Source organism: Neobacillus soli NBRC 102451 (assembly GCF_001591665.1).
Classification (GTDB): Bacteria; Bacillota; Bacilli; order Bacillales; family Cytobacillaceae; genus Neobacillus; species Neobacillus soli.
Map to the genome: position 1 here is coordinate 1 of NZ_BCVI01000025.1, position 21,125 is coordinate 21,125.

Here is a 21,125-nt window from a genome sequence, read left to right on the forward strand (position 1 = left end):
CCGTGTTTCCTTTATCTCAGCCAAAGCGCTCCAGTCCATACGCCGCTAAACGGCCGCTTGCGCCTTTTGTTCTTAAGTTGGGAAAAAATAACGAATTACCCTGCTATTTTTTGGTATTAAACTGGACAAGCTAAGTGGAGAAGTATTTTTGCATTCTTAAATTTGCCTTGAGAAGCGGGATTGTTTGATGAAAGAGATGAGCCGATTAGAAGCCGTTTTATGGAATATTGCTTTACCTGGTTTTAGTCAATTATTAATGGGTCAATACATTAAAGGAATATTGTTTGTGGCCTTAGAATTCATAATAAATGCTAATGGCCATTTTAACCAGGCAATCATGTACAGCTTTTTAGGAGAAATCGACAAGGCCGAAGCGGTCATGAACTACCAATGGGTCATGTTTTATCCGTGTGTTTATATGTTTTCAATGTGGGATAGTTATCGTTCAGCCATGCCTGCAAATGAAAAATACACGTATTTACCGTTTGTCTTTGGTGCTTACTTTGTCACAGTTGGTTTGATGCTATCCCCTAAAGTGATGCTTTTTCAAATTCACCTAGGTCCAGTTTTTGTACCCATGCTATTTTTAATCCCAGGCCTACTGATCGGATTTTTAATAAAATATTTGTTGACCTTCACTTTTAATAAAAGATAATTGGTCAGATAAAAAAAGACTTTAATTCTTGTTAGACGAGGATTAAAGCTTTTTTATGTTGGGAAATTTTTTTTATAAACCCCCATAAACTGTTTAAGAGGAAACGTAACTATGTAGTAAAAAGAAAGGAAATTAAAAATACAGCATTTAGGCATGTGAAAATTCATTATTTTTGTGCCATTAAATTAGATTGGTAAGCCGTTCTTGGTGCTAATCTTTCATTTTGCTCAACTCCTCTAAAGTCCAAAGGTCCGTACTTATGTTATAATTGGGCGAATAGAGGTGAGTGAATGCTAAGTTTATTGTTTGTAGCCAAGAAGAAAAAAAGGACGTTGGAGGAATCAGTTCTCTTAATTCAACAAGGTGACAAGTTCCTGCTCAATGAAATCATAGATGCTTATAAACCATTTATTGCAAAAACAGTTTCTTCCGTATGTAAACGATATATTTATGAAACCGATGATGAATTTAGCATTGGCCTTATCGCGTTTAATGAAGCGATTGAAAAATATTCGACCGAGCGGGGAAGTTCCCTGTTAAGTTTTTCTGAAGTGATCATAAAAAGAAGGATAATTGACTATATTCGTAAACAAACTAAACATCAACATATTAGTATTGACCTAAGTAATACGTCGCATGAAGAAGAAACAGCGGGGTCAGTTATTGTTAACGAGCTATCTCTTGATGATTATAATAAAAGAAATGACGAGCAATTAAGGAAAGATGAAATTATTCAATTTCAATCATTATTGACCACCTTTGGTTTAAGCTTTAGCGACTTAGTTGAGAATTCCCCCAAGCATTCAGATGCACGGAAAAATGCGATGATTGCCGCAAAAATATTAATTGAGGATCATGAGTTAAAGGAATTATTATTTAGCAATAAGCGGCTTCCGATAAAGCAGCTTGAAAAAAGGGTGGATGTCAGTAGAAAGACCATAGAACGGAATCGGAAATATATTATTGCTATCGCACTCATTTTATCGAGTGATTATGTTTATATGAAGGATTATCTAAAGGGGGTGCTCGATACATGAAAAAGGGAATAATAATGGAAATAGATGAGGCCATTTTAACGCTTTTAACCCCCGAAGGTGAATTTCTGCATGCTAAGCGACTCAATCAGCCATATATAATTGGTGAAGAAATACAATTTTTTCCGATTGTAAGCATGAAAACATCTTCCAATTTAATCTCTTATTTAAAGAATTTGTTTAAGCTAAAATCGGTTTGGGCTGTCATAGCTGCACTATTTATCTTCCTTGGATCATTTATTCCCATGTATCAAAATAATAAGGCCTATGCCTATATGTCCATTGATGTGAATCCGAGTATTGAGCTTGGTGTTAATAAAAAAATGCAGGTTGTAGAGTTAACTGGTTTTAATAACGAAGGAAAAAAGATTATTTCACAAATTGATAATTGGAGAAATAAGGATGTTTCTAGAGTTACTCAAGCTATTTTAGCGGAAATGAAAAATGAAGGCTTTTTGAAAACGAAGGAACATGTGATAATTTCTACTGCAAGGACAAAGGAATCAGAAAAGAATGTTGAAGAAAAGTTCCAACAGAATATGCAAGCAATTAAAGAGACAGTAAAAAATCAGCATTTAGAGCTGACATTATTAACAAGTACGGAAAAAGAACTTAAAAAAGCACATGAACTTGGTATAACAGCGGGTAAATACCAAGAAAATAAAATCCAGTCAGCATTAAAGAAAAGAAGTAAAGAAAAGGTAAGGACCATTGAGAACAACCAGGAAGGCAATGGTCTTCCGTCGAGACCGGCTAAAACGGTCCAACCAGGGCAATTAAAAAAACAAATAATGAACCAGTCTGTTCAAAACAAGAGAATACCTGAAAATAAATTACAAAAGGAAAAACGCTGGGACGACTGGAAAAAGATGCCCCCAGGACAACTGAAAAAACAGAAAGAAGAACAGTTAAAGCACGACCAGGGGAAGCAAAAAAAGCAATCTTACCAAAAGGAAAACGTAAACGAAAATAAAAAAACAAAACATGGCGAAAAACAAAATGGGAAACATCGCAATAAACATAATGGAAAATATAACGAAAAACATAATAACGAAAAACATAATAACGGAAAACATAATAACGAAAAACATAATAACGGAAAACGTAATAACGGAAAACATAATAACGAAAAACATAATAACGAAAAACGTAGAAGTAATTAAAAGTCCGGTATGAATACCGGACTTTTTTCCATGTTTTATTAAATTATTCTTTAGTAAATTGTCCGGACATTTGCGCTTGTGCCTGCTTGACAAGTCTTTTTGTAATTTCGCCACCCACAGATCCGTTTGCTCTTGAAACTGTATCAGAACCTAAATGGACGCCAAATTCCTGAGCTATTTCGTATTTCACTTGATCCAAATACTGTTCAATTCCAGGCACTAACAATTTGTTACTGCTATTAGCCATTTTAGTCAACTCCTTATAACTTATACAGAGATAATTTTACCTCTGTATAAGTATTATTTAGTATGAACCCCATTTTCATAAGTGGTAATGTTTTTCGGAACTGGATAAAAAAAATACGTTTTTTAATCTGTTCCCTTGCTAACATCATTTGTGGGGTGCATGAACGGGTAGGCTTGGGGTTTTCTTTTACTCTCTAACAGCTCACGATTTTCGGTTGTGTTCCAGCCAATATCGTTCGTAGGATGAACCCATTCGTCACCCGCCATGATGGCCGGATCTGTATCCTTTGACCAATTTTCTAAAGGGGAATTATCAGAGGCATATAAGCTGTCACCGATGGTCACACCTTGTTTGTTAACAAAAGGCGCCTCCATTTTGATACCGGTCCCTTCAAAGGTTGGAGCATTAATTTGATGTGGCATTGTTTCGTTTATCGTTAATTGCTCAAGGGTCTGTTTGTTTTTTTGCCTTTTCATATCTGCTCACTCCTGTTTTTCTTTATTTTCTTCATGAATGATAATTTTATTTATGAAAAATAAGGAATGTTTGATTACCATCAATTTGTTTCAAACTAAAGAGGTCACAAAAAATAAAGGAGGAATACTTCATGGCAAAGCGAAAGGCTGAATTCGATGCAGTGGAAAAATATACAAAGACACCTCATAAAAATGTTCAAGAAAGTGAATTTTCAGCAGAATTTACTGATAATAACAATGCCATTAGGTTTGCAAACCGTAATTCCAAGTTAGGGAAAAAAGGAAAAGGGTAAAAAAAATAGCCGGCATTGCCCGGCTTATTTTTCTTTATATGAAAAAATGAGGGTTCTCGCATTTGTTGGATCAAAATAAGCTAATAAACAAACAGGATCCTTGTCAATTTCTCCTGTGCTTAAATATCTTGTTAAATCAAAGGAGAGCTCTTCTAGCATCGTATGCTTAAATAATTCCTTTTCATCCATTTGCAGCTCCTCGAATTCAATACCTAAAAGTGATGGCTCCTCGAGGATTTGTTTATATAATTTTGCCCGTGCACCTTTATCAAAGGAAGGTCCCCACCATGGCTTTCTTGGCTTGAATTTATGGTTTTTAAGGTAATCATACTTCATAAGTCCTAAAATCACATCAAGATTTTCGACTGACATTTGTTCAAGAAAGGAGTGCAGCCGGCGGAATAAATCTTCAAGCTGGTGGCCGATTCTTGACCAGCCCCTTTCATCCCAATAAGATCCAAACTGCTGGAAGAAATCAAATGGTGAAGGAAAAACGTTCGTTACTAAGTATTCAACAGTATGATCCATCCTATGGTCGTTCCAATATTTTTCTAGCACATCCTCAACCTGTTTAATTTTAACAATATCGTCAAAGGAAAGGACATTATTACTTAATATTTCATAGGGGGAGTGATCCATATAAATATATTGATGGTCAGCAGCTCGAAGGCGTACCCCTGTTCCGCGCAACATCTTCAAAAATCCTAATTGTAATTCCTCAGGCCTCATTTCAAAAACATCGTTAAATGTTTTCCGGAAAGATGAATAATCTTCTTCTGGCAGCCCAGCAATCAAATCGAGATGCTGGTCGATCTTGCCGCCTTCTTTTACCAATGTGACGGTTCTAGTGAGCTTAGAAAAATTTTGTTTCCGCATAACAAGCTCATTCGTAAAGTCATTGGTAGACTGAACACCAATTTCAAAGCGGAAGAGCCCTTTTGGTGCCTCTTGATTTAGAAATTCAATTACTTCTGGACGCATAATATCAGCGGTTATTTCAAATTGAAAAACGGTGCCTGGAAGATGCTCGTCAATCAGGAAGCGAAACATCTCCAGGGCGTAGCTTCTGCTGATATTAAAGGTACGGTCAACGAACTTAATTGTTTTCGCACCGTTTGCCATTAAATAGCGAATATCTTCTTTTATTTTTTCCCTATCAAAATATCGTACCCCAACTTCAATCGATGACAGGCAAAATTGACAGCTAAACGGACAGCCGCGGCTAGTTTCAATATAGGTCACACGTTTGCCTAAATGTGCATGATCTTCTGAAAAGCGGTACGGTGATGGGAGCTCCTTAAGATCAAGCTTATTCATCTGCGCTGTGAGCAGTACTTCACCATTGTGCCGATAGGCAATTCCATGGACATTGCGATAATTATGGGACCTTTCGATTTCCGTAAGTAACTGTTTAAAGGTTTGTTCACCCTCACCGAGTACAATAAAATCGACATCCGGATATTTGTTCATCCACTCAGTCGTATCATAGGATACTTCAGGACCACCCAGAACTATAAGGATGGAAGGGTCGATTTTTTTAAGCATATTTACCACTTTGAGTGTCTCTTCAATGTTCCAGATATAACAACTAAATCCAATCACCGTCGGTTTTTGTTGATAAAGGTCTGAGACAATGTTCATTACGGGATCTTTGATGGTGTACTCTTTGATTTGGATGTTAAATTCCGGGGCGGCATAAGCCTTTAAATAACGAATCGCTAAGTTAGTATGTATATATTTAGCATTCAAAGTTGAACAAATGACATTCATAGAATAACTCCCTTTTCTTTAATGAAACAAAGGATAATTATATATTATTTTAGACCAATTTAATAGTTAACAAACTGTTTCTTAAGGTTCATTAATAAATGTCTTAATATAACTAGTACTGTTATATTACAGGTAATACCCTGTTATATAATTGGTGCGTCCGAAAAAGTCAGTTGTATTAACGGTTTGTAGATAACAGGTTAATGTGTTTCAAATGTTTTTCTAAGATGTTTAACATTTGTCACAGCTTAATAAAATCTATTGCTCTACAATAACTTTGGGGAAGTTAAATTCTTATGTCTATTTTGGGTAATTATTTGAACGAAATTGGGGAGGGACAGGGACATTATGTCTATTTTACCGAAAAAAAATGAACTAGGATTTTTTGAAATCCGTTTAGAATCAATTGGCGGTCTAGGAGCGAACCTAGCTGGTAAAATGTTGGCTGAGGCAGGTATTTTAAGTCTTGGTTTGAAAGGATCTAATTTTTCATCTTACGGGTCTGAAAAAAAGGGGTCTCCAGTAAAGAGCTTCATCCGTTTTTGTGAACCGGATGTAGATATTAGAGATCATAGTCCAATCGAACAACCACATATTGTTGGAGTATTTCATGAAGCATTATATAGAACGGTTAATGTTGTCAGCGGCCTGAATGCTGATGGGATTGTCTTGGTAAATACAGCAAGAGATTTTGATGGAGTTAAAAAGGATTTACAGCTAGAAAACGGTACACTAGCAATTGTTGATGCCCTGACCATTGCGGTTGAGGAAAAAACAAAAGTAAATACGGCGATGCTTGGTGCATTATATCGTATTTGTGATTTTCTAGATCCGGAATCAATGAGAGATGTAATTCGAAAAACGTTTACAAAGAAATATCCGCATCTTGTTGAACCAAATGTCCGCACCTTTGATCGTGGCTATAATGAAGTTCAATTTAAAACGTATGAAGTGCCGGATGGAGCAGAAGGGAAAGCTTTCACACGCCCGCTTCCGTCTCTTGGCTATATGACCCAGGAAATCGGCGGTGTCATGGTCTCGCAGGCAAATAGTATTTTTAAAGATTTAAGCGGTTCTCGACAAGGATTTCTTCCCGAGTTCCAACTAGATAAATGCATTCATTGTGCTGCCTGCGATAATGTTTGCCCGGATTTTTGTTTTGTTTGGGAAGAAGGAGAAGATAAGCGCGGCAGGAAACAAATGTTTCTTAAAGGAATTGACTACCAATATTGTAAGGGCTGCCTGAAATGCGTGGAAGCATGCCCAACCGATGCATTAGGCGACCTTCGTGAAATGCTCGGGTATGCTGATGAAAACCGCGTGAAGCAAAACTTTCCTTATATTGCAGGAGGGATTCAATAATGGCGATTTTAGAAGATAAATTAACAGTTCAAAGTAAAGCAGAACAGGTTTCAACATTTGAATCAGGAAATGAAATGGCTGCAATGGCAGCCGCTCAAATAAATTATCATATTATGGGATACTTCCCAATTACACCTTCAACAGAGGTGGCGCAATTTTTAGATCAAATGAAGACGCGCGGTGAGCATGATATTAAGTTAATTCCAGCGGATGGTGAACATGGTTCTGCGGGTATTTGCTATGGTGCTGCTGCTACAGGTGCGCGCGTAATTAATGCAACGAGTGCAAATGGCTTCTTATTTATGCTTGAACAGATGCCTGTTCAATCAGGAACTCGTTTTCCAATGGTAATGAACCTTGTTACACGAGCAGTCAGCGGGCCGCTTGATATTCGCGGCGATCACTCTGACCTTTATTACGCCTTAAATACCGGCTGGGTTATTTTAACAGCAAAGACGCCTCAAGCCGTTTATGATATGAATATAATGGCACTAAAAATTGCTGAACACTCAAAAGTGCGTTTACCTGTTATTGTGGCTTATGATGGTTTCTTCACATCACACCAAAAACGCAGGGTGGAATACTTTAAGGATCGTAAAGTTGTGCAACAATTTGTTGGTGAATGTCCTACAGACTATAATTTTGTAAGGGATCTTAGAAAACCTGTGACCATCGGTGCCCATATGAGTGGTGATGAGTTCATTAACAATCACTTCCAGCAATCCGAAGCGATGTATAATGCTGGTGAGGTCTTTAGAGAAATTGCTAATGAATACGCGAAAATTTCAGGAAGAGAATATCCTGTTCTGGATTTGTATAAAATGGAAGATGCAGAATTGGCGGTATTCCTTTTAAACTCCGCGGCAGAATCAGCTAAAGATGTTGTTGACCAGTTACGTAAAAAAGGAATTAAAGCAGGGGTAATCAGCCCGAATATTATCCGTCCATTCCCTGCGAAGGAAATACGCGCGGCCCTTAAAAATGTGAAATCATTATTAGTTGGTGAACGGGCCGATTCCTACGGTGCAAATGGCCCTAATTTAACACATGAAGTAAAATCTGCCCTGCAGGATGACAAGAACAACCAAACGATTGTGTTAAGCCGCGTATTCGGTCTTGGCGGTAAGGATTTTTATGCAAGTGATGCACAAAATTTCTTTGAAATGGCGATTGAAGCCATGGAAAAGGGCTTCGCTGAAAAGCCATTCGATTACTATGGCCACATTCCTGGTAATCCGGAAAAAATCCTTAAGCCTGTCATTTTGCCACAGCACGGAGATGTTTTTAAAACAGGTTTAATTGATGTGAAGATGGATGAAGAAACGAATAAATTGAAGGTAAAAATCCCGCCGCTTCGTGCGTTGACTGGAAAACCAAAACGAATCGCATCGGGTCATGGAGCATGCCCAGGCTGTGGAATATTTGCTGGTCTCGAGTTATTCTTTAAAGGAATAGAGGGGGATATTGTTACTCTATTCCAAACAGGCTGTGCCTATGTAACTACCACTGGTTATCCAAGTACCTCACATAAGCAAACGATGATGCACAATCTGTTCCAAAATGGTGCAGCGACATTATCAGGTACACTAGAAGCATTTATGGAATTAAAACGCCGCGGTGAAATCGAAGTTTCTGATGATGCGACGTTTGTGATGATTACTGGTGACGGCGGTATGGATATTGGGATGGGCTCTGCGATAGGGACGGCACTAAGAGGACATAAATTGATCATGCTTGAATACGATAATGAAGGCTACATGAACACAGGTTCACAAATGTCTTATTCTACGCCAATGGGGCATATGACAAGTACATCCGGTGTAGGGAAAAAACAGCGAGGTAAAGCCTTCCATCATAAAGACACAGCACAAATCATGGCAGCGACAAATATGCCATACGTGTTTACCGGGTCTGAGGCCTTCCCACAAGACTTGGTTAAAAAAGGTGCAAAAGCACAGTGGTATGCCCAAAATGTTGGAACGGTTTATGGAAAAATTCTTATCACCTGTCCATTAAACTGGAAATCTGATGACCGCTACGGCACAAAAATTGTCGAGGCAGCGGTAGATGCTTGCTTCTTCCCGCTTTATGAAGTGGAACAAGGTGTTACAACAATTACGTACAACCCGGAAGAAAAGAATAAACGTATTCCGCTTTCGGATTGGTTAAAATACATGGGTAAAACCAGACATCTTCTAAAAGATGAAAATAAACCAATTTTAAAAGAATTTGAGGCAGAAGTGGAAAAAAGATGGCAGCGTCTAAAAGCAAAAGATGAAAACCCAATGCTATAATAATGTTAAACGCAAAGTGCAAGTATGTGCTTTGCGTTTTTTGCGTTTTGCCGCGGATGTTCACGAAATTGGTTAGCTGAAAAATTTGCTTGACAAGCGAAAAGGATATTCCGCGCTTTATGTAGAATATATGAGTAAATATTATTGCCTAATTTAAGATGTTCGTGGGGTGGCTTTAAGTGGAGATGCAGTTAAATCAGGGAGATGCTTTACCCCTTGATATTAGTGAACTGAAGAAAAGAAAAACTGATTTGCGAGAGAGCGAACAAAAGTACAGACGAATATTTGAGGATTCCATTGATGGACTCATTCTCTGGGATAACCAGCATCGCATCGTGGATATCAATTGTGCCGCTGAAAAAATGATAGGTATTTCAAGGGAAAAATTAATAGGGAAACAGATTTACGATCCCTATTCTCATCAAGAAAAGAATAAGCAGGAAATACTGAAGCATATTGAACACGTTCTTAATAATGGGCATGGCAATTCCACCATCATGTTTGATAAAGAAGATGGTAAAAAGCAATATTTTGAATACTCATCAAAACTTGAAATTGTTGAGGGGTTGAATTTTACAGTATTTAAGGACGTATCGGAAAAAGTGGAAATGCAAGAGCATCTGCGAAAATCAGATACTTTAAATGTGATAGGGGAGCTCGCGGCAGGAATTGCTCATGAGATCCGAAATCCCATGACAGCCTTAAAAGGATTTATCCAATTACTCGAGGGAAATATTACGAAAGAGCATTCGATGTATTATCAGGTTATTACCACTGAACTCGCGAGAATTGATTCAATTATTAACGAGTTTTTGGCCCTTGCAAAACCGCAGGCAATTAGGTTCCAGGAGAAAGACATCAATCAGATTATGAAGGAAACCGTTGATCTTTTGAATGCGCAAGCTGTACTTTATAACGTCCAATTTTTCACTAACTATGATGAACAGCTTCCACTTGTTTTTTGTGAGCCCAATCAATTGAAAAAGGTATTTATTAATTTAATTAAGAATGCCATCGAGGGTATGCCGAGTGGTGGGAATATAACAATTACTCTACAGAAAGTGGAGAATCAGCAAATTCAAATAAGCATTAAAGATGATGGAACAGGAATATCGAAAGAAAAGATAAAAAAGCTGGGCGAACCCTTTTATACAACAAAGGAAAGGGGTACTGGGCTTGGTTTAATGGTGAGCTATCGGATCATCGATGAACATAAAGGAAATATAAGAGTTGAAAGTGAGGAAGGGAAAGGGGCGATATTTTATATAACGCTACCAATTAACCTGAATAATAGCAATCTCTAAAACACTTCCATTCCATTGGAAGTGTTTTAAATTATTGACAAAAAAATATTAAATTAGATATACTTCTAATTAGATGTATATCTAATCCATGGGGTGAGGTCGTTGATTCAGTTAGATAAGTTAGTAGCCTTTTATAAATCGATGGGTGACCCAACAAGGGTGAGAATTGTTGCGATTCTAGCAAATGGGCCTTTACATGGGCAGGCGATTGCGGGAAAGCTTGGCTTAACTGCCCCTACCATTTCACATCACTTGAAAAAGTTACGGGATATCCATGTGGTTTATGAAAGAAGAGATAAAAATACAATTTATTTTTATTTAAACACAGCGATGATTAAGCAGCAGGCTCATGTGCTAACCCGGTTAATAGAAAAAGGAGGAAAGGAGTTGGATGAGATGGTGGAAACTAGTTTAGTACGACAAAAAGTTTATGAGAATTTTTTTACAAAAGAAGGGAAACTGAAAAATATTCCTGCGCAAAGAAAGAAGAAATTAATGGTGTTTGAGCGTATGATTCGTGGGTTGAAGATAGGTGAAAAGTATGAGGAAAAAGTATTAAACGAGTATATCAAACAATTTCATGAAGATTACGCTACCATTCGCCGGGAGTTTATTATTAATCATTACATGTACCGCGAAAATGGTATATATGAACTAAACCCAGAGGAAATGTGGGATAAACCTGAATAAAAAAGCAATCCAATCTGGATTGCTTTTTCCCATGTTACAATACACCCTTTACTTTGAAGATGAAAGAGGGGAGGTTGTTAATTTCTTTTCGTTGTTTAATAAGGACTTCCCCTAGTTCCAGCGTTTTACGCTTGGCAGCTAGTCTTTTATGCTCATCTTCAATACCGTCCAAATCTGCAACATGTGCGAGTCCAATTGTCCTTCTAATTAATTCACAGCCAGCAAAGCCAAGGGCGTCCTCAAAGAATTTTGAAAGCTGGTAGTTTAAGAATGTCGAGGTTTTTGCTAATATTTCTTTATTTTCTGTGTTCCATAAGTGGGTATATTGGTCTTCAAAAACAATCCAGACCGTTTCAATATGATTGATAAATAAATCACGTTTTGACTCGTTAACAATTACCTGGAAAAGTAGATTCGCAATGACTTGGCCAATATCAAATCCAGCAGGGCCGTAGAACGCAAACTCAGGATCGATGATCTTTGTTTCCTCATTATTGGCAAAAACACTTCCAGTATGCAAGTCACCGTGCAAGAGGACTTCTGCTTCCGTTAAAAAGCTTCTTTTCAAGACATTTACATGAAACTTCAGCTCTTCATCCTGCCAAAGGGCATCAACTTCCGCGCGTAAGCCATCCTCGAATTCATTTGTCTCCGCATCAAAATATGGATCTGTGAAAATTAAATCCTCTGTGATCTTGCAAAGCTCCGGATTGATAAACTTTTGCACCTGTTCTTTTTTTGCAGATAGACCTAAACCATAATCAGACGTAAAAAATAAAGTTTTCGCCAGATATTCACCCAAATGTTTAGAAAGAAGCGGGTAGGTTTCCCCTTTAATAACTCCTGTTCTAGCAATCAAAAGATGGGATAGGTCCTCCATTACAGTTATAGCAAGTATATCATCAGTGAAATATACTTCTGGCACATAAGCAGGTGCAATTTGTCCAAAAATCTTTAAGGCATCTGCTTCGAACTTTGCTCTTTTTAGCGTTAATGGCCAGCTTTCACCAACAACCTTTGCATAGGGAAGTGCTTGTTTAATGATAAGTCCCTTTCCGGCTTGTTCGTCCACAAGGTGAAAAACAAGATTGAGATTGCCATCACCAATCTCCTTGCAGACTAATTCTGCATTTTCAGTAAAAATATTTAAACTTAAGGCTAGCTGAATGGCAGCTGCTTCGGTTAACGGTTGGTAAGATGTTTGTTTTAGTAGAGTCATTACTTTTCTTTTCCTCCTTGGTATAGAGGCTTGGATTGTGCCCAAAAGCACTAAAAAAGCCTCTTTCTCATCTGAAAGAGGCTTGAAGACTATGTCTATCGCACCTCTTATCTCTCAGAAAGAATATCCTTCTGTTGGAATTAGCACCGTGCCATGCGCAAATACTTGCGCCCCATTTCACAATGGATTTAAGGTCGGTTGCTGGGCTTCAAAGGGCCAAATCCCTCAGCCAGCTCGTGATAAGAGTAAATATAATTTTCAGTTTCTTTTAATCTGATAAACACTATAACAGTATTAAAAGAAAAGTGTCAATATTTTTTGAAAGATTATTTATAAAACCATGGTTTTCGATTTTCAAAAACAGTTTACTTCTTGGTTTTTGGATGGGTCACCAAAGGCGATATCTATTTGTAAGCAAGAAATTTTCAATTACACGAATCTTCCCCCCATTAGGAATTTTTCCTTTACATGCTGTTATTTAAGTTATATCATTTGTGATTAGAAATTCCCAAAATACGAAAAAGAATAAAGCAGGTGAGAATGATGAAGCAATTTCCGCCATCAGAACTTTTAAATAGTCTTCCGAAGCAATTTTTTGCCGGGCTCGTTAAGAAGGTCGGCGAATATATTGCCGAAGGACATGACGTCATAAATTTAGGTCAAGGCAATCCGGATCAGCCAACACCGGCACATATTGTTGCCAAGCTGCAGGAAGCGGCAGCTAATCCACTGAATCACAAATACTCGCCATTTCAGGGATATGGGTACTTAAAACAGGCAGCTGCAGATTTTTACTTAAGAGAATATGGGGTAACCATTGACCCGGCTAAAGAAGTGGCCATTTTATTTGGCGGGAAAGCAGGATTGGTCGAAATTCCCCAGTGCTTGTTAAATCCAGGTGATACCATTCTCGTTCCTGATCCAGGCTATCCAGATTATTGGTCTGGAGTCGCCCTTGCAAAAGCGGAAATGGTTACGATGCCATTAAGAGAGCAAAATAATTTTTTGCCCGATTTTCACGAACTTTCTCCTGAAGTTTTATCAAAGGCGAAATTAATGTTCCTCAATTATCCTAATAATCCGACTGGGGCTACGGCTACACAAGAATTTTTTGAGGAAACAGTTAAGCTAGCCAGTGAAAATGATATTAGTATAGTCCATGATTTTGCCTATGGAGCCATTGGCTTTGATGGTGAAAAACCATTGAGCTTCTTGCAGGTAGATGGAGCAAAAGATGTGGGGATAGAAATTTATACACTGTCCAAGACCTATAATATGGCCGGCTGGCGAGTTGGCTTTGCTGTAGGAAATGAAAGCGTGATTTCGGCGATTGAACTACTTCAGGACCATCTGTATGTTAGTTTGTTCGGGGCTGTGCAGGAGGCTGCAGCAGAAGCACTGACTGGCCCGCAGAATTGTGTGAAGGAATTAAACGAGCTTTATGAACGGAGAAGAAATGTTTTAATTGATGGTCTTCGTTCAATTGGCTGGAATGTCACGGCCCCAAAAGGTTCATTCTTTGCTTGGCTAAAGGTACCAGACAGGCTTTCATCGGAGGAATTTTCGAATATTCTCCTTGAAAAAGCACATATAATGGCAGCGCCGGGTATTGGTTTTGGAGAATTTGGTGAGGGTTATGTCCGTGTGGGATTATTATCATCTGAGGAACGGTTAGTGGAAGCTGTCAGAAGAATTAGTTGTTTAGAAATTTTTAAAAAATAGGTTGACAATTTATTCTTTTCTTGGGATAATCCAAAATAAAGTTTAATAACTTAGAAAAGCGCAAGCGCCCGTTAAGCGGCGTATAGACTGGAGCGCTTCGACTGAGATAAAGGAAACACGGAGAGCGGAGCGCATCCGTGCTTGACTTATCGTAGGGAAAAGAGCGAAGTCCACTAGCCGCTGGGCGCTGGAGCTGGACAATTCTGAAAAAGTGAATAAATACGATCGTTTTCTTATCAAGAGCAGGCGGAGGGAAAAGCCCGATGAAGCCCGGCAACCGACTTAAACTAGTTTTAAGCACGGTGCTAATTCTTGCAGCCTAGGTGCTGACAGATAAGAAGGTGTTAGTAAGGAATACTAACCTCTTCTTATTCGAAGAGGTTTATTTGCATTTTACAGGTGAGGAAGTGACAGAATGTCTGAATTAATAGCTACATATTTACTACATGATGAAAAAAATCCTGAAAAAAAGGCTGAGGAAATTGCCCTTGGATTAACGGTTGGTTCATGGACAAACCTGCCTGAATTAGAGCAAAGCCAATTACGCAAGCATAAGGGCAGGGTGGTTTCGATTGAGGGGTTAACGTCTGAAAAAGAGGATCAATCACTTATACGAATTGCCTATCCAACGCTCAATTTTTCGAATGATTTACCTGCCATCTTAACCACTGTCTTTGGAAAACTTTCATTGGATGGAAAAATAAAATTACTAGATTTGCAGTTTGATGATGTATTAAAGAGTCAGTTTCCAGGACCAAAATATGGAATGGACGGTCTTCGAGAGAAATTAAACGTCTATAACAGACCACTTCTGATGAGCATTTTTAAAGGAGTGTTAGGTAAAGACATCACCTTCTTAGCGCAGCAGTTAAAGCAGCAAGCCCTTGGCGGTGTTGATTTTGTGAAGGATGATGAAATCCTTTTTGAAAATGAGCTAACACCGTTTGAAAAAAGAATTGTGGCCGGAAAACAAGTTTTACAAGAAGTACAGGAACAGACAGGACACCGGACCTTATACGCAGTAAACCTAACTGGCAGAACATCACAGCTAAGGGATAAGGCCAGGAAGGCTGCTGAGCTTGGAGCAGATTTATTATTGTTTAATGTATTTTCCTATGGCTTAGATATTCTCCAGGAATTAAGAGAAGACGAGGAAATTGCTTTACCGCTTATGGCTCACCCGGCTGTCAGCGGTGCCTTCACCTCCTCCCTTGAATATGGCTTTTCCCATTCCTTGTTACTCGGGAAGCTCCTCCGCTATGTCGGAGCTGATTTGTCATTGTTCCCATCTCCTTATGGAACAGTGGCATTAGATAAACCCTCTGCACTCGCGATTGCCGGTGCGTTAACAAAAGAAGATATCTTTAAAAAGTCATTTCCTGTTCCATCGGCGGGAATTCATCCAGGGTTGGTTCCATTGTTGATTCGTGATTTTGGGATTGATTCTGTCATCAACGCAGGCGGAGGGATTCATGGACATCCAGAAGGAGCTCGTGGCGGCGGTCGTGCCTTCCGGCAGGCGATTGAAACCAATCTCCAAGGGAAGATGCTTGTTGAGGGTGCTGAACAGTTCCCAGAGCTAAAAAAGGCACTCCAGCTATGGGGCAATGCTGAGGTGATAGTATAAATGACAAAAATTGTAATTTTTTGTGACTTTGATGGTACTGTAACGGAGAGTGATAACATCATTGCCCTGATGGAAAAGTTTGCCCCACCAGAGTGGTTAAAACTCAAGGATCAAATTCTTTCCCAGCAGATTTCCATCAATGAGGGAGTGGGAAGATTATTTTCCTTACTGCCTACTAACTTAAAGGACGATATTACTGCGTTTGCTATTAAAAACGCAAAAATCCGCCCAGGTTTCAAAGAATTTGTCGAATTTACGCGCATGGAGGGAATTCCTCTCTATATCGTAAGCGGGGGAATCGACTTTTTTGTTAAACCCATTTTGGCGGATTATGCCCCGTTTAATGGAATCTATTGTAATGAATCTGATTTTTCAGGAGAAACAATTAAGATTCTTTGGCCGTATGAATGTGATTCGTTGTGTAAAAATGATTGCGGCTGCTGTAAGCCGAGCATTATTAGGAAACTGAATCAATATGAAGCCAGCTTTAAAATTGTCATTGGCGACTCGGTAACTGATCTTGAAGCCGCCAAGCATGCCGACTTTGTTTTAGCAAGAGATTTGCTGGAGGAAAAATGTGTGGAATGGGGTATAAACCATCAAGGATTTGCAACGTTTTTTGATTGTATTGGGGAAATAAAGAAAAGAATTGAGGTGGGTGAGTTAACATGCTAAATGATAGATGGACAGAATTAGCGGATGTAAAGGATGAGCTGGCCGAGCGTGATTGGTTTATGGGAACAAGCGGAAACCTTGCAATCAAAGTAAGTGACCATCCGCTTCAATTTTTGGTGACAGCAAGTGGAAAGGATAAGCGCAAGCGGACAGACGAAGATTTTTTGCTTGTCGATGAATATGGGAGTGCAGTTGAGGAAACTCATTTGAAGCCGTCAGCTGAAACGCTGCTTCATGTGGAAATATACCGCAGGACCAATGCAGGCTGCAGCCTCCATGTCCATACGATTGATAATAACGTCATCTCTGAGGTTTATGGTGACAATGGTGAGGTTACCTTTAAAGGCCAGGAGTTGATCAAGGCCTTTGGTATGTGGGAAGAGGATGCGGTTTTAAAATTGCCGATTATTCAAAATTATGCCCATATCCCAACACTAGCCAATAAGTTTTCTGAACATGTCTTAGGTGATACTGGTGCCGTTTTGATTCGAAATCATGGTATTACAGTATGGGGCAGGAATGCCTTTGAGGCAAAGAAAGTCCTTGAAGCCTCGGAATTTCTATTTCGCTACCAATTACGTTTGCTAGAACACAAACCATATCAATTATTTAAGGTTGTTTAGTATAAGAAAAGCGGAAGCGACCGTTTAGCGAAGTCTACTAGCCGCCGGTGCTGGAGCATTATCAAAGTTAAAAGTAGATATAATTAAGGAGAGATAAAAAATGGCATATGTTACATTTCAAAATAAGGAAGAGCAAATCCACGAACAAGAGGAAGTAGCAAGCTTCCTAGAGTCACAGGAAGTCATTTATGAAAATTGGGATATTAGCAAACTTCCAGCATCGCTCAATGAAAAGTATCTTTTGAGTGATAAGGAAAAAGAAGAAATTCTTAGTACATTTTCGAAAGAAATTGCAGATGTCTCTGCCAGAAGAGGCTACAAGGCTCAAGATGTCATCTCATTATCTGATAATACCCCTAATCTAGACGTCCTGCTTACAAACTTTAAAAATGAGCACCATCACACAGATGATGAAGTCCGTTTTATTGTAAGCGGGCATGGTGTATTTGTGATTCAAGGCAAGGATAGTGAGTTTTTCGAGGTCCATCTCAATCCCGGTGATTTAATCTCCGTACCAGAAAATACAAGGCACTATTTTACGCTTGAAGAAGATCGGAAAGTTGTTGCCGTTAGGATCTTTGTCACAACGGAAGGCTGGGTACCAATTTACGAAAAAGAAGAAGTGAATTCATAATAAAAAAACTGGCTGCAGCTATTCTGCAAGTGATGTGAACCCCCAAAGTTGGACACAAGAAAGTCCAACTTTGGGGGTATTTTTATGGTCAAATTTTCAAGTGAATTTAGAGAAAAAGTAGTTATAGACTATCTGACTAGCTCGATAGGGACCGACACGTTAGCCAAAAAATATGGCATAAAGGATTACTCCACAATACTCAACTGGGTCCACCGATACGAGAAATATGGTGTTGAAGCCTTCAACGTTCGATCGCCTGAAATCGTTTATGATGGTAACTTCAAACTCGGAGTATTAGAATGGAAGAAAAGCAACAATGCTTCCTTAAACGAGACGTGCCTTCATTTTAATATTTCTACCGCAAGTACAGTGTGGACCTGGGAAAAGAAATTCGCTAAAGAAGGCGTAGGAGCGTTGTTTCGTGAGAGAGGACGTTCCGAAAAGATGGAGAGGAAATCCAAGGATACCAAGCAATCAAAGAAGCAGGCGCCTACAGAACTAGAAATAGTGCAACGGGAAAATCGGCTATTGCGGATAGAGAATGAATACCTAAAAAAAATGAAGGCCTTAATTCAGGAACCAAAGGATACCGACAAAAGCAAACGCAAATAGTCACTGAGTTAAGGCAAACCTATCTCTTATCAGAAATCTTGGAGGTTACGAAATTACCCAAGAGCGTGTATTATTACCATCTTCATGATGAAGAAAATCCCGGTGAGAAAGCCACCCTAGAGGAAATAAAGAGAATCAAGGAAGAAAATCCTGCCTATGGCTACCGCCGTGTCACTTTGGAGCTGCAAAACCAAGGGTTTGATGTGAATCATAAAAGAGTGCAAAGAATCATGCAAGAGGAGAATCTGCAATCTACTGCCTACGGAAAGAAGACACGTAAGTACAATTCGAATAAAGGTACTGTAGGAACCATTGCGCCGAATCGCCTGAACCGCAGGTTTATGACTGACAGACCTTATCAGAAACTGACTGCGGACGTCACCGAATTGCGTTGGGGGGATCAGTCCATGGAGCACCGTGTGTATCTAGAACCTATGATGGATCTGTTTTCAGGGGAAATCCTCTCCTTCAATTTGAGCCTACATCCGACAGTGGAGTTTGCCTTGAAGCCTTTGCAGGAGGCGTTGGACAACTTGCCGGATCTGCCTTATCGGACTACGGTCCACACCGATCAGGGATTCCAATATCAGAATCAGCAATGGGTTCGTGAACTGAAGAAACATCGAGTATTCCAGAGTATGTCCCGGAAAGCCACCTGCCTTGATAACGCAGCAATGGAGAGCTTCTTTCATCTTCTTAAGAGCGAAACGGTCCACCTATACAGGTATCAGACCTGTGAAGAATTAGTTTCCTCTATCAAGAGATGGATACATTATTATAATTACAGTCGTATCAAACAAAAACTCGGTGGCAAGAGTCCTGTTCAATACAGGATTCTCACCGCCGAGAAAGTAGCTTAATATTGTGTCCAACTTTTTGGGGTCAGATCAAAGCCAGTTTTTTTATTGGGTTTTTTGTCGTAAAAACAAGAAATGAATTAAAAAAGTTGTCGAAAAACAAAAGAAATAGGAAGTTTTGTCTTCTTTTGCGAATGTATTTACTTTTATATAAATACTTGTCATAATTCATCAAGTAGTCTACTTTTTTAGTGGTTTACAGTAAGAGTGTAATGAGTAGGGGGATAACATTGTACACGTATAGTAATAATCCATCTGATATGATTGAAGAAATAAAGGTCAAAAGGGAATTAATGATTAACAGTGCGAATACACTGGGTTTCACAAGCGGAGAAACGATAAAATACAGCCAAGAACTAGATGAATTAATAAATAAATATCAAAGGGTTTTAGGACAAGCTTCTAGGCCAAATGAGGAAGTGAAATTTGCTTTTAAACAAATGATTATGATTTGGCCAAAAGTATTAATGTAAAATCCGATTTCAATTGCTCGGATAAACTTGGTTTAATGAAGGTCTTCCTTTTCTTAATTACAGTTATTTAAAATAAAGCGACAAGAAGACCTTCCTGTATATTGTAAAAACCAATTTCCAGGTACAAATTTTCTAGTGTTTCCCTCCTTGAAGGCGCAGCGACCGCCAACAGAAAATTCCTTAGGAATTTATCCAGAATTAACCTTCTCAATCACCAGCAACCTTTCTTATCACAATTAATCCAATCATAATTACCGAATATCTACAAGATTAGACAGCAACTGTGATTTTTATCATTGTTTATATCTCAATATTTCTTATAGTTATATTAGTACCATTATACTTGAAAATTAACATCACGATTCAACTTCATATCTTTTACCGCAACTAGTATTTCCTTCAACTTTATTCTAGGTTTAGATTTAATTAGAAAGAAAAAAAGAAAACTATCATTATTTGGTACTATGCTTAATTTACGATTCATATATCGTTAATAAAGGCATTTTTTAAACCCGCGAAGGCAAACGCTTTCAATATTCTTAGATCATATGGAGGAGGGAAAATCCTACATGCACATTGTCGTATGTGTCAAACAAGTACCCGATACAAAAATCATCAAAATTAATCCTAAAACAAACACACTCGACCGCCGAAGTGCGCCAGCTATCTTAAACCCTTACGATGCCCATGCTGTTCAAGAGGCCGTAAAAATCAAGGAAAAAACTGGTGGTACGATTTCGGTGTTGTCAATGGGACCGCCGCAAGCAACTGCTGTTATTAAGAAGAGCATTGAAATAGGTGCAGATAGAGGCTATCTAATATCTGACCGTGCCTTTGCAGGAGCGGACACACTTGCAACTAGCTACGCTTTATCTAAAGCATTAGAAAGAATCAACAAAGAGCTCCAAGTGGACATGGTTATCTGCGGGAAACATGCCATCGATGGTGATACAGGACAGGTTGGACCAGGAATTGCAAGAAGAATGGATATCCCCCCTGTAACAAATGTAATTGAAGTTTCTGAAGTCAATTTGAAGGAAAACACGGTTTTAATTAAAAGGAAATTAACCAACGGCTATGAATTAATTCAATCGGAACTGCCATGTTTGTTAACGGTTGAAAAGGAAATTAATGATATCGAATATTCGCCAATGACAAACATGATTCAAGCTGCAAGATACGAACCTGTTATTTGGGCGGTAAGTGATCTTGAAAATGTGGAACGTACTCAGCTTGGACTAAAAGGTTCTCCAACAATCGTTGGTAAGATGTTTACACCTCCACGGCCGGAAGGCGGGAAAAGATTAGAGGGTTCTGCTGATGGGCAAGTTGGCCAGCTCATGGAAGTCTTGAAGGAGAAAAAGGACCTGTTTACACTACAGTCATCTAAATAAT

19 protein-coding genes, 1 pseudogene and 2 riboswitches are annotated in these 21,125 nt (G+C 38.8%); of the genes and pseudogenes, 16 read left to right on the forward strand and 4 right to left on the reverse strand.

The window, feature by feature from the left end; translation table 11 throughout:
• Positions 1-187: 187 nt before the first annotated feature.
• The 3 genes from BSO02S_RS09660 to BSO02S_RS09670 all read left to right on the forward strand — a co-directional run bounded on the left by BSO02S_RS09660 (position 188) and on the right by BSO02S_RS09670 (position 2,852).
• The gene (locus tag BSO02S_RS09660) at positions 188-655 is read left to right on the forward strand and encodes a hypothetical protein (protein WP_066066030.1); all 468 of its coding nucleotides are present in this window, start codon (positions 188-190) and stop codon (positions 653-655) included.
• 290 nt (positions 656-945) lie between these two features.
• Positions 946-1,692: an RNA polymerase sigma factor SigI gene (sigI, locus tag BSO02S_RS09665; protein WP_066066035.1), complete on the forward strand. Its 747-nt coding sequence runs from the start codon at positions 946-948 to the stop codon at positions 1,690-1,692.
• Entirely contained in the window at positions 1,689-2,852 is a 1,164-nt protein-coding gene (locus tag BSO02S_RS09670) for an anti-sigma-I factor RsgI family protein (protein WP_066066037.1), read from the forward strand. The genes sigI and BSO02S_RS09670 overlap by 4 nt, the downstream gene beginning before the upstream one ends.
• A gap of 43 nt (positions 2,853-2,895) precedes the next feature.
• On the opposite strand, the gene BSO02S_RS09675 is transcribed toward BSO02S_RS09670, so the two are convergent.
• The gene (locus BSO02S_RS09675; protein WP_066066040.1) at positions 2,896-3,099 is read right to left on the reverse strand and encodes an alpha/beta-type small acid-soluble spore protein; all 204 of its coding nucleotides are present in this window, start codon (positions 3,097-3,099) and stop codon (positions 2,896-2,898) included.
• Positions 3,100-3,221: 122 nt separating this feature from the next.
• Entirely contained in the window at positions 3,222-3,575 is a 354-nt protein-coding gene (locus BSO02S_RS09680; protein WP_066066045.1) for a DUF3905 domain-containing protein, read from the reverse strand.
• A 131-nt stretch (positions 3,576-3,706) separates the two neighbouring features.
• Between BSO02S_RS09680 and ykzP the strand changes: the two genes are divergently transcribed.
• The gene (gene ykzP / locus BSO02S_RS27525) at positions 3,707-3,868 is read left to right on the forward strand and encodes a protein YkzP (protein ID WP_169802740.1); all 162 of its coding nucleotides are present in this window, start codon (positions 3,707-3,709) and stop codon (positions 3,866-3,868) included.
• A 24-nt stretch (positions 3,869-3,892) separates the two neighbouring features.
• Here ykzP and BSO02S_RS09685 read toward each other — a convergent pair whose 3' ends face one another.
• On the reverse strand, positions 3,893-5,638 hold the full coding sequence (locus tag BSO02S_RS09685) for a B12-binding domain-containing radical SAM protein (protein ID WP_066066048.1): 1,746 nt from the start codon (positions 5,636-5,638) through the stop codon (positions 3,893-3,895).
• Between the two features lie 348 nt (positions 5,639-5,986).
• Here BSO02S_RS09685 and BSO02S_RS09690 point away from each other — a divergent pair, with 348 nt between their 5' ends.
• The 4 genes from BSO02S_RS09690 to BSO02S_RS09705 all read left to right on the forward strand — a co-directional run bounded on the left by BSO02S_RS09690 (position 5,987) and on the right by BSO02S_RS09705 (position 11,288).
• Positions 5,987-7,000, forward strand: a complete 1,014-nt coding sequence (locus BSO02S_RS09690) for a 2-oxoacid:acceptor oxidoreductase family protein (RefSeq protein WP_066066051.1) — start codon at positions 5,987-5,989, stop codon at positions 6,998-7,000.
• On the forward strand, positions 7,000-9,294 hold the full coding sequence (locus BSO02S_RS09695; RefSeq protein ID WP_066066053.1) for a thiamine pyrophosphate-dependent enzyme: 2,295 nt from the start codon (positions 7,000-7,002) through the stop codon (positions 9,292-9,294). The genes BSO02S_RS09690 and BSO02S_RS09695 overlap by 1 nt, the downstream gene beginning before the upstream one ends.
• Before the next feature lie 185 nt (positions 9,295-9,479).
• Positions 9,480-10,598 carry a PAS domain-containing sensor histidine kinase gene (locus tag BSO02S_RS09700; RefSeq protein WP_096190962.1) on the forward strand — a complete coding sequence of 373 codons (1,119 nt, stop codon included), beginning with the start codon at positions 9,480-9,482 and terminating at the stop codon, positions 10,596-10,598.
• Between the two features lie 105 nt (positions 10,599-10,703).
• Positions 10,704-11,288 (forward strand): DUF2087 domain-containing protein, encoded by a 585-nt coding sequence (locus tag BSO02S_RS09705; RefSeq protein ID WP_066066267.1) that lies wholly within the window; start codon positions 10,704-10,706, stop codon positions 11,286-11,288.
• Positions 11,289-11,322: 34 nt separating this feature from the next.
• On the opposite strand, the gene mtnK is transcribed toward BSO02S_RS09705, so the two are convergent.
• Positions 11,323-12,507 (reverse strand): S-methyl-5-thioribose kinase, encoded by a 1,185-nt coding sequence (gene mtnK, locus BSO02S_RS09710; RefSeq protein WP_066066056.1) that lies wholly within the window; start codon positions 12,505-12,507, stop codon positions 11,323-11,325.
• Between the two features lie 104 nt (positions 12,508-12,611).
• Positions 12,612-12,753: riboswitch (SAM riboswitch) on the reverse strand.
• 297 nt (positions 12,754-13,050) lie between these two features.
• Here mtnK and BSO02S_RS09715 point away from each other — a divergent pair.
• The 8 genes and pseudogenes from BSO02S_RS09715 (at position 13,051) to BSO02S_RS09755 (ending at position 21,124) form a co-directional block, all read left to right on the forward strand.
• The gene (locus BSO02S_RS09715) at positions 13,051-14,229 is read left to right on the forward strand and encodes a pyridoxal phosphate-dependent aminotransferase (RefSeq protein WP_066066059.1); all 1,179 of its coding nucleotides are present in this window, start codon (positions 13,051-13,053) and stop codon (positions 14,227-14,229) included.
• A gap of 230 nt (positions 14,230-14,459) precedes the next feature.
• Positions 14,460-14,569, forward strand: a riboswitch (SAM riboswitch).
• A gap of 75 nt (positions 14,570-14,644) precedes the next feature.
• Positions 14,645-15,856 carry a 2,3-diketo-5-methylthiopentyl-1-phosphate enolase gene (gene mtnW, locus BSO02S_RS09720; protein ID WP_066066062.1) on the forward strand — a complete coding sequence of 404 codons (1,212 nt, stop codon included), beginning with the start codon at positions 14,645-14,647 and terminating at the stop codon, positions 15,854-15,856.
• On the forward strand, positions 15,857-16,531 hold the full coding sequence (locus tag BSO02S_RS09725) for a 2-hydroxy-3-keto-5-methylthiopentenyl-1-phosphate phosphatase (RefSeq protein WP_066066065.1): 675 nt from the start codon (positions 15,857-15,859) through the stop codon (positions 16,529-16,531).
• Positions 16,525-17,154, forward strand: a complete 630-nt coding sequence (locus tag BSO02S_RS09730) for a methylthioribulose 1-phosphate dehydratase (RefSeq protein WP_066066069.1) — start codon at positions 16,525-16,527, stop codon at positions 17,152-17,154. Before BSO02S_RS09725 ends, BSO02S_RS09730 begins: the two co-directional genes overlap by 7 nt.
• Positions 17,155-17,254: 100 nt before the next feature.
• Complete coding sequence (locus tag BSO02S_RS09735) at positions 17,255-17,788, forward strand: 1,2-dihydroxy-3-keto-5-methylthiopentene dioxygenase (protein WP_066066072.1); 534 nt, start codon at positions 17,255-17,257, stop codon at positions 17,786-17,788.
• 84 nt (positions 17,789-17,872) lie between these two features.
• Positions 17,873-19,260, forward strand: a pseudogene (locus BSO02S_RS26300) (IS3 family transposase).
• A 227-nt stretch (positions 19,261-19,487) separates the two neighbouring features.
• Positions 19,488-19,730, forward strand: coding sequence for an aspartyl-phosphate phosphatase Spo0E family protein (locus BSO02S_RS09750; RefSeq protein WP_066066081.1), 243 nt, complete (start codon positions 19,488-19,490; stop codon positions 19,728-19,730).
• Between the two features lie 569 nt (positions 19,731-20,299).
• Positions 20,300-21,124 carry an electron transfer flavoprotein subunit beta/FixA family protein gene (locus BSO02S_RS09755; RefSeq protein WP_066066084.1) on the forward strand — a complete coding sequence of 275 codons (825 nt, stop codon included), beginning with the start codon at positions 20,300-20,302 and terminating at the stop codon, positions 21,122-21,124.
• Position 21,125: the final 1 nt, after the last annotated feature.

Excerpts from the sequence above, each read along its gene's own strand:
- BSO02S_RS09660 (WP_066066030.1), top strand. The coding sequence starts at position 188 with ATGAAAGAGATGAGCCGATTAGAAGCCGTTTTATGGAATATTGCTTTA.
- sigI (WP_066066035.1), top strand. The coding sequence starts at position 946 with ATGCTAAGTTTATTGTTTGTAGCCAAGAAGAAAAAAAGGACGTTGGAG.
- BSO02S_RS09670 (WP_066066037.1), top strand. The coding sequence starts at position 1,689 with ATGAAAAAGGGAATAATAATGGAAATAGATGAGGCCATTTTAACGCTT.
- BSO02S_RS09675 (WP_066066040.1), bottom strand. The coding sequence starts at position 3,099 with ATGGCTAATAGCAGTAACAAATTGTTAGTGCCTGGAATTGAACAGTAT.
- BSO02S_RS09680 (WP_066066045.1), bottom strand. The coding sequence starts at position 3,575 with ATGAAAAGGCAAAAAAACAAACAGACCCTTGAGCAATTAACGATAAAC.
- ykzP (WP_169802740.1), top strand. The coding sequence starts at position 3,707 with ATGGCAAAGCGAAAGGCTGAATTCGATGCAGTGGAAAAATATACAAAG.
- BSO02S_RS09685 (WP_066066048.1), bottom strand. The coding sequence starts at position 5,638 with ATGAATGTCATTTGTTCAACTTTGAATGCTAAATATATACATACTAAC.
- BSO02S_RS09690 (WP_066066051.1), top strand. The coding sequence starts at position 5,987 with ATGTCTATTTTACCGAAAAAAAATGAACTAGGATTTTTTGAAATCCGT.
- BSO02S_RS09695 (WP_066066053.1), top strand. The coding sequence starts at position 7,000 with ATGGCGATTTTAGAAGATAAATTAACAGTTCAAAGTAAAGCAGAACAG.
- BSO02S_RS09700 (WP_096190962.1), top strand. The coding sequence starts at position 9,480 with ATGCAGTTAAATCAGGGAGATGCTTTACCCCTTGATATTAGTGAACTG.
- mtnK (WP_066066056.1), bottom strand. The coding sequence starts at position 12,507 with ATGACTCTACTAAAACAAACATCTTACCAACCGTTAACCGAAGCAGCT.
- BSO02S_RS09715 (WP_066066059.1), top strand. The coding sequence starts at position 13,051 with ATGAAGCAATTTCCGCCATCAGAACTTTTAAATAGTCTTCCGAAGCAA.
- mtnW (WP_066066062.1), top strand. The coding sequence starts at position 14,645 with ATGTCTGAATTAATAGCTACATATTTACTACATGATGAAAAAAATCCT.
- BSO02S_RS09725 (WP_066066065.1), top strand. The coding sequence starts at position 15,857 with ATGACAAAAATTGTAATTTTTTGTGACTTTGATGGTACTGTAACGGAG.
- BSO02S_RS09730 (WP_066066069.1), top strand. The coding sequence starts at position 16,525 with ATGCTAAATGATAGATGGACAGAATTAGCGGATGTAAAGGATGAGCTG.
- BSO02S_RS09735 (WP_066066072.1), top strand. The coding sequence starts at position 17,255 with ATGGCATATGTTACATTTCAAAATAAGGAAGAGCAAATCCACGAACAA.
- BSO02S_RS09755 (WP_066066084.1), top strand. The coding sequence starts at position 20,300 with ATGCACATTGTCGTATGTGTCAAACAAGTACCCGATACAAAAATCATC.